Origin of the sequence: Streptomyces sp. H39-C1 (assembly GCF_027158125.1) — a bacterium.
In the GTDB taxonomy this organism is placed as follows: domain Bacteria; phylum Actinomycetota; class Actinomycetes; order Streptomycetales; family Streptomycetaceae; genus Actinacidiphila; species Actinacidiphila fildesensis.
Genome location: NZ_JAPVLS010000186.1, coordinates 1 through 5,771, shown reverse-complemented (window position 1 = coordinate 5,771; position 5,771 = coordinate 1). Strand labels below are relative to the sequence as shown.

Annotated in this window: 4 protein-coding genes and 2 pseudogenes; 3 read left to right on the top strand and 3 right to left on the bottom strand. The window is 67.6% G+C overall.

What is annotated here, in order from left to right; all coding sequences use genetic code 11:
* Together O3W51_RS46925 and O3W51_RS46920 are read right to left on the bottom strand one after the other, a co-directional pair.
* A pseudogene (locus tag O3W51_RS46925) lies at positions 1-183 on the bottom strand (zinc finger domain-containing protein); the annotation flags it as partial.
* A 2-nt stretch (positions 184-185) separates the two neighbouring features.
* Positions 186-1,094 carry a helix-turn-helix domain-containing protein gene (locus tag O3W51_RS46920; RefSeq protein WP_269290137.1) on the bottom strand — a complete coding sequence of 303 codons (909 nt, stop codon included), beginning with the start codon at positions 1,092-1,094 and terminating at the stop codon, positions 186-188.
* A gap of 782 nt (positions 1,095-1,876) precedes the next feature.
* Between O3W51_RS46920 and O3W51_RS46915 the strand changes: the two genes are divergently transcribed.
* The gene (locus tag O3W51_RS46915) at positions 1,877-2,473 is read left to right on the top strand and encodes a hypothetical protein (RefSeq protein WP_269290135.1); all 597 of its coding nucleotides are present in this window, start codon (positions 1,877-1,879) and stop codon (positions 2,471-2,473) included.
* A gap of 4 nt (positions 2,474-2,477) precedes the next feature.
* Here the strand turns inward: O3W51_RS46915 and O3W51_RS46910 are convergent.
* Positions 2,478-2,674: pseudogene (locus O3W51_RS46910) on the bottom strand (hypothetical protein); the annotation flags it as partial.
* 585 nt (positions 2,675-3,259) lie between these two features.
* On the opposite strand from O3W51_RS46910, the gene O3W51_RS46905 reads away from it, so the two are divergent.
* Positions 3,260-4,084: a helix-turn-helix transcriptional regulator gene (locus O3W51_RS46905; RefSeq protein WP_239070838.1), complete on the top strand. Its 825-nt coding sequence runs from the start codon at positions 3,260-3,262 to the stop codon at positions 4,082-4,084.
* A 688-nt stretch (positions 4,085-4,772) separates the two neighbouring features.
* Entirely contained in the window at positions 4,773-5,228 is a 456-nt protein-coding gene (locus tag O3W51_RS46900) for a DUF6228 family protein (protein WP_331284167.1), read from the top strand.
* The last annotated feature ends 543 nt before the right edge of the window (positions 5,229-5,771 follow it).

The window sequence follows — 5,771 nt, the reverse complement described above, 5'->3', positions numbered from 1 at the left end:
GCGGATGTGGCTGCGGGCAGCGAGGCGGGCGTCCCAGCCGTGCGGTGTGGCCATCGGCACGTCGCCGAGCAGCTCGTGCCACTGGGCGAGCTGGTCGCGGGCCTCGCCTGGGTCGGTGCGGCTGGTGCGGGGGTCGAGTCGGCCGATGTAGGCCAGCAGGGCGGCGATTTCGCGGCGGTCCATGGTCAGCCCTCCGTTGCGGTCGGCTCGTCGTCGAGAGCGGCGAGGAGCGCTGCGGTGTGGGCCTCGGCGCGGGTCATCCCGCCCGGCTGTGCGGGGCCCTTGCCGGGCAGGGCGTAGAGATTCGGGCGGCCCGGGGGGTGCTCCCGGGCGACCCAGGAGCGCCAGTCGGCAGCCCACACTCCCGCCGACTTCACGCCGCGGTCGGCGCGGTGGGCCCGCCACTTCGCGTCGGCCGCCTGCAGGCCCTCCTCGCCGAGGCGATCGAGGTGCCCTTGCTGGCGGATCCAGGTGTGGGTTTCTGGGTCGACCTTCCACTCGCTGGCCGAGGTGACGGTGCCAGCCCTACTGCTGTACCTACGGTTCACCTTCGGTTCACTACGGTTCTGGGGGGCGGAATCCGTACCCTCGGGGGTGCGGATTCCGTACCGTCGAGGGGTCGGATTCCGTCGCGAGGGGTCGGATTTCGCACCGGTCGGATTCCGTTGCGAGGGGTCGGATTCCGTACCCTTGACGGGCCAGATCCCGTACCGCTGGAGCTTCTCCGGCACCAGCTTGGGCACCGGGTCCGTGGCGCAGGACTCGACCTGGTCGACGCGCACGTTCGGCTCTTCCTTCCTGAGCACGGCGAGCTTGGCCAGGAAGGCGGCGGCGCGTGGCAGGCGGTAGACCGTGGCCCGCTGCGGGCCCTGGTAGTCGGCGAGCAGCTTCAGCTCGTCGCCGTCCGTGAGGGCTTTCAGCGCCGCACGCACTGCGGTCCGCGAGGCGTTCGTGCGCTCGACCAGGCTGCCCAGGGAGGCCCAGGCCACGCCCTGCTCGTCGGGGACCCGGTCGGCGATCGACAGCAGGACCAGGCGTGCGACCCCCCGGCTGGAGCTGTGCTCCCATACCCATTCGCGGGCGTCGGCGCTCATCGGCCACTCCCGTTGCCGGAGCGGAGCGGACGGCCTGGACGGGGCGCGGTGTTGTTCTCCGGACCGGGGCGGTACAGGGCCGAGGTCGGGCTGGTTGCCGTGCAGGCCCGTCGGGTGGGCCTTTTGCGCAGGGCGGGAGGCATGCAAGAATCCCCTTTGCAGTGATGCCACGCTGAGACGCCCCTGGAAGGGATCAGCGTGGTGATGGTGGGCAATCTCCGCCCTTGCCGGGGCGGGTCTATGCCGTGAAGCGCTCGGCGTCCGGGAGTTGTCGCTCTCGGGCGCCGCCGCTGTTTCTCGACCTATGCGGTCCGGTCCGTGTGCCGCTCACTCCTCGCAGTCGCAGCCGGGCAGGTTGCCCGGGGGACGACGAACATACGCAAGGAGCTGTGTCAAGGTCTAGAGTTGGTTCTCAAACTCTGTATTGGTTGCAGAAAGTGACGGAGCAACCCTCTGTGCTGCTGCCCAGAGGCGCTGGCTCTCACGGACTGTGATCTGTCCCCATAACTGTCCGGGCAGTCGCCGGGCACCCTTGGGGGAGGCGGCCGGCGCCAAGGCGCTCTCGGCGACGCGCCTTCCTGGCGTGACGGCAGGTGCGACACTCCCCTACGTCCTCTCGATTCGGTGATGGGGGGCGGCCAGTAGGCTGGCCGGTGCCAGCACCTGTTGCGGACTCGACTGCAGCGAGGTCTTTCCGCGTACGGGTGATCCGGATCTGTTGGATCTGCGCTGCGATGCGGGGCTCACCCAGGTGGAGGCCGCGGCCCTGCTCGGGACCAGTCATGTTCCGGTCAGCAATGAGGAGCGTGGCCGCCGGCGGCTCGATCCCCGCTTACGAGCCGCTCCTCGCGAAGGCGTACCACGTCACCGAGAAGGATCTTCTGGTGGCGCAGGACCGTAGCTTCGGCATCGCGCCGGCCGCCGTGCCGGCCGGGCCCTCGATGCCCGAGACCCTGGCCGGAAGGAGCACCTTCCTTCTCGGCAGCCGCTTCGCGGCCGACGAGGTTCCCGGCGACGCGGAGATCATGGGACGCATCAACGCCGGCGCCGGGCGACAGCTTCTGAGCGCCGCCGAGTTCGGCGCCCTGCGCTCGGGGGAGAGGGAGCTTGCCGACCTCCTGGGCGGCGCGGCCGACAGGGTGGTGTTCCTGGACGGGCTCGGGGAGGTCCTGGGTGTCTCGCCCATGGTCTTCCAGTCCGACGACGTGGTGGCGCGCCAGGTCGTGGAAGGCATCCAGCGCCTGGCGGCCAGCGGTCAGGGCTTCGCGATGGCGGCCCGCGGCGCTGAGGAGATGGGTGTCTCGCCGCAGATGCTGGCCGCTCTCGCGGCGGTGTTGGAGCAGGCGGAGCGCGATCGACCCGGCCCGCAGCCCAACTGACACCTCACAGCCAGAGGCTGGCGGTTGCCATGCCCAGCCCCGCGCCGGCCAGGGCCTGGGCCACCGTGTGGTACGACAACGCGTCCAGCAGACAGCCAGCACCACGTCGTAGGCGAGAATCCACCACGGCGTGTGCACCACGGCGAGCATGGTCACCACGGCGCTGGCGACGGCAGCGTCCACGCTGATCTTCCACAATGATCTTCAAAGCGCCTTCTCTCGTGTCACATGCTGCAACGGCTCGTGAACCGACTGGCCGCGACGCACACCAAACCCGGTTGGGCGTCACTGCGCTGACCCTGCGAGGCCAATATGCACGGCCATCTCCCCTTCCTGTCACCCCGGTTCCTTGCGGTCCCGTTGTGTGGACGGATAGATCTTGGGCTTGGTTTAGATCTCTCGTCAATGCACCCGAAAGATCACGGCGAAGTGACGAAGGCTTGTGCGCGCGCAAGTCGGAAAGGCTCCGCTGTGCCCAACTCTCCAACGTATTAACGGACTTCGCGAACCGGGCGCAATGCGGCTACGCAGGTCTCTCGGCGTTCCGAAAGGACAAGTCGGTGCAAAAATTGGTGACCGGCAATCTTCTGCCGGTCGCCTGGCGCCCACGCTCGGAAACCGGAAATTTTCTGCCGGTCGCGCCGTCCGTCCATCGATCTGTAATGTGATGCAGCGAACAGCAACTATCCGGCATTGACGGAGAGGCCACATGATTTGGTCCGGATATAATCTCGCCGGATCAGCAAAAATGCAGACGAAGGTTCGATGAAAGGCGTGTACAGAGGCATGAAGGATTCCGGCGATGAAGGAACAACTGCCGGGCTCGGCGCCCTGCTGCGCGCCTTCCGGGCCGCCGCCACCGCCGCGCTCGGCCGCCCGGTCCTCCAGCGAGACGTCGCCGCCGCCCTGGGCAGGAGCGAGCGCTGGTACCGGGACCTGGAGGGCGGAGCGATCACCCGGACCCTCACCCGCCGAGAAGTCGACACCATCGGCACGTTGTTCGGCCTCGACCGCGTCCAGCGGCGTGCGCTGTTCCTCGTCAGCAACGGAGGGGGCCACTCCGACCCGGAGGCCCTGGAGCCACCGCGTGTCAGCGACGAACGGCGCCTCCTGCTGGACCAGCAGCTCTTCCCCGCCTACGTCGTCGATGCTGCGTGGAACGTACTCGGTGTCAACGCGCCGATGGCCGCGCTGTTCCCGTGGTCAACCGTGCCCGGCGCCAACCTCATGCGGTGGCTGCTCCTCAGCGCTGAGTCGCGGGACCAGCACCTGAACTGGGAGGCCGACGCGGAGGTGTGTGTCCGCATGCTCCGCGACTCGGCCGTTGACCGTCCCCTCGACCCAGACCTCCAACAGCTCATCATCGACACCCGTGAAAACCCCGACGTACGCGACCTGTGGAACCGTGGCGCATCCGAATTCGCCGACCATTATGACGGCCACGTACTCCAGATGGCGCTCCCGTTTTTCGACGGTCAGGTGACTGAATTGGTCACCCACGTGCTGTATCCCGCCGGCCTTCCGGGTTGCCGCATGACGATCTTGACTCCGCGGGCAAGCCGTGAGCCGGAGTGCGAGCAGCCCGTTCGTGAGCGCAGTTGCAGATCGTGATCTTGTCCGAGGGCGGCCCGGGCCGCCCTCGTCGCCGCGATGCTGCGGCCCGCGTCGCGGGCTCCTATCCCGCTGACCCACCTGCCGGATCCTGCGACTGAACGCCCACCGCTCATCCAGTCTTCCCAGGCAGCGGGATCGTTCGTCCGGCCGTCTGACTGAATGCTGAAGTCTCCCATGAGCGTGAGAAGGTCGTCACCGGCGCGCTTCGCGAGCTGCCACGCGAATCGTGACATGGCCACAAAGGCTTCGCGTCCGTTCAGCTCGTAGGCCACGACGCTCTCCGTCCTCATGCTGGGCCTCGCCCGCCAGGGTCGCGAGCGGCGGCTTGCACGCGGCCTGGGAAGGCGCGGCCATGGAAGATCACTCGTGGTTCGTAAAGAGGGCGCAGACGCTGGACGAGAGCAGGTTGTCGGCCGCCCCGCGGGCACGCGTCGTGGGTCGATTCCCGTAGGTCGGAACCCGGCTGTCGGGCCTGTCCGCTGGGAGTGGGGCCTGCGTCGAACCTGCCGCGCAAGAAGTGCTGGACCATTCGCCGGGTAGGCCAAGGATGCTCCAGCCTACGGGGGCGAAGCCTTGTAGCGCGCGCCTACGATTTCAGGGTTGCTGCAGGCGCCGCCTGCCCCAGGCGCCCTTGCGTGGGCAGTATCACTCTTCGGAGAGGAGAGGAAGATTATAGAATGTACCAATGATCATGTACGACACACATAGTGGACCGGTCGTTCGCGTAGGTAACCCCGGACAAGGGGTCCACTTGCTGTTCTCCGCGCCGACTCGGCCGTACGGAAACGACCCTGCGCTGGACATGCCCATACGGGTTAAGGGTGCGTGGGTGGACGTCAGTGAGATGGTTCGGACACTCGACGGGGACGGGCTGATCGAGTTCTTCTCGTCCCTGGCCGACGAATCGAGCCCGTGGAACGAACCTCGCACCTGGCAGTCCAGTGAAGAAGGACTGAAAATCTCCGCGCAGCGTTCAGGCGGGCGCATCATCCTGACGTGGGGAATACGGGCGAAGGTCGCCGAGACCGAAAGTACCTGGTACTTCGAGACTGTCACCTCCCACCGGGGCGAGCGGGCAATGCGGGAATTTTCCGAGGCATTTCAAGATCTTCTTTCTTGGAAATCCCAGGCGGTCGCCTGAACGAGCGTCGGCGGCCCAGTCGACTGTCCAACCCGACGAGACTTCCGTCCGTGATCGCCGCCGGTGCGGTGCGCATCGGCCGACGGGTTCGGGCACATCTGCCGTGAAGCAGGCGGCTGGGCCGCTTGGCGGGGGCGGCGCCGCGGCCAGTCCGACGGCGGGTCGCGCCAGCGGCTTCTGAGCGCTCCCTGGTCCTGCGAGGCTGAGGTTCATGCCATGTCCGGTTCTCCGCCGACGGCACCGGCCGCGTGCCGCCCTGGGCCTGGTCGTCAATGCGGTGGTGCTCTGGAGAACCCGCGACCTGGACGCTGCACGATCGGACGGTAGCCAGAGCCCCGGTCCGCCCAGTGCTTTTCCCCGAACCCCAGCGGCAGCCACACGCCGCCACCATGGTAGTTCTTGAGGTGACCCCCGGAGTGACTCTGCTGGTCTATTCACGGTGGCGTGAGTGAGAGGCGGAGTGTGCTGAGGCGGGAGGTCCAGCTACCGCCGAGCGGGGTGCCGGTGAGCCAGGCGTCGATGCGGACGAGGTTGAGAGCCATC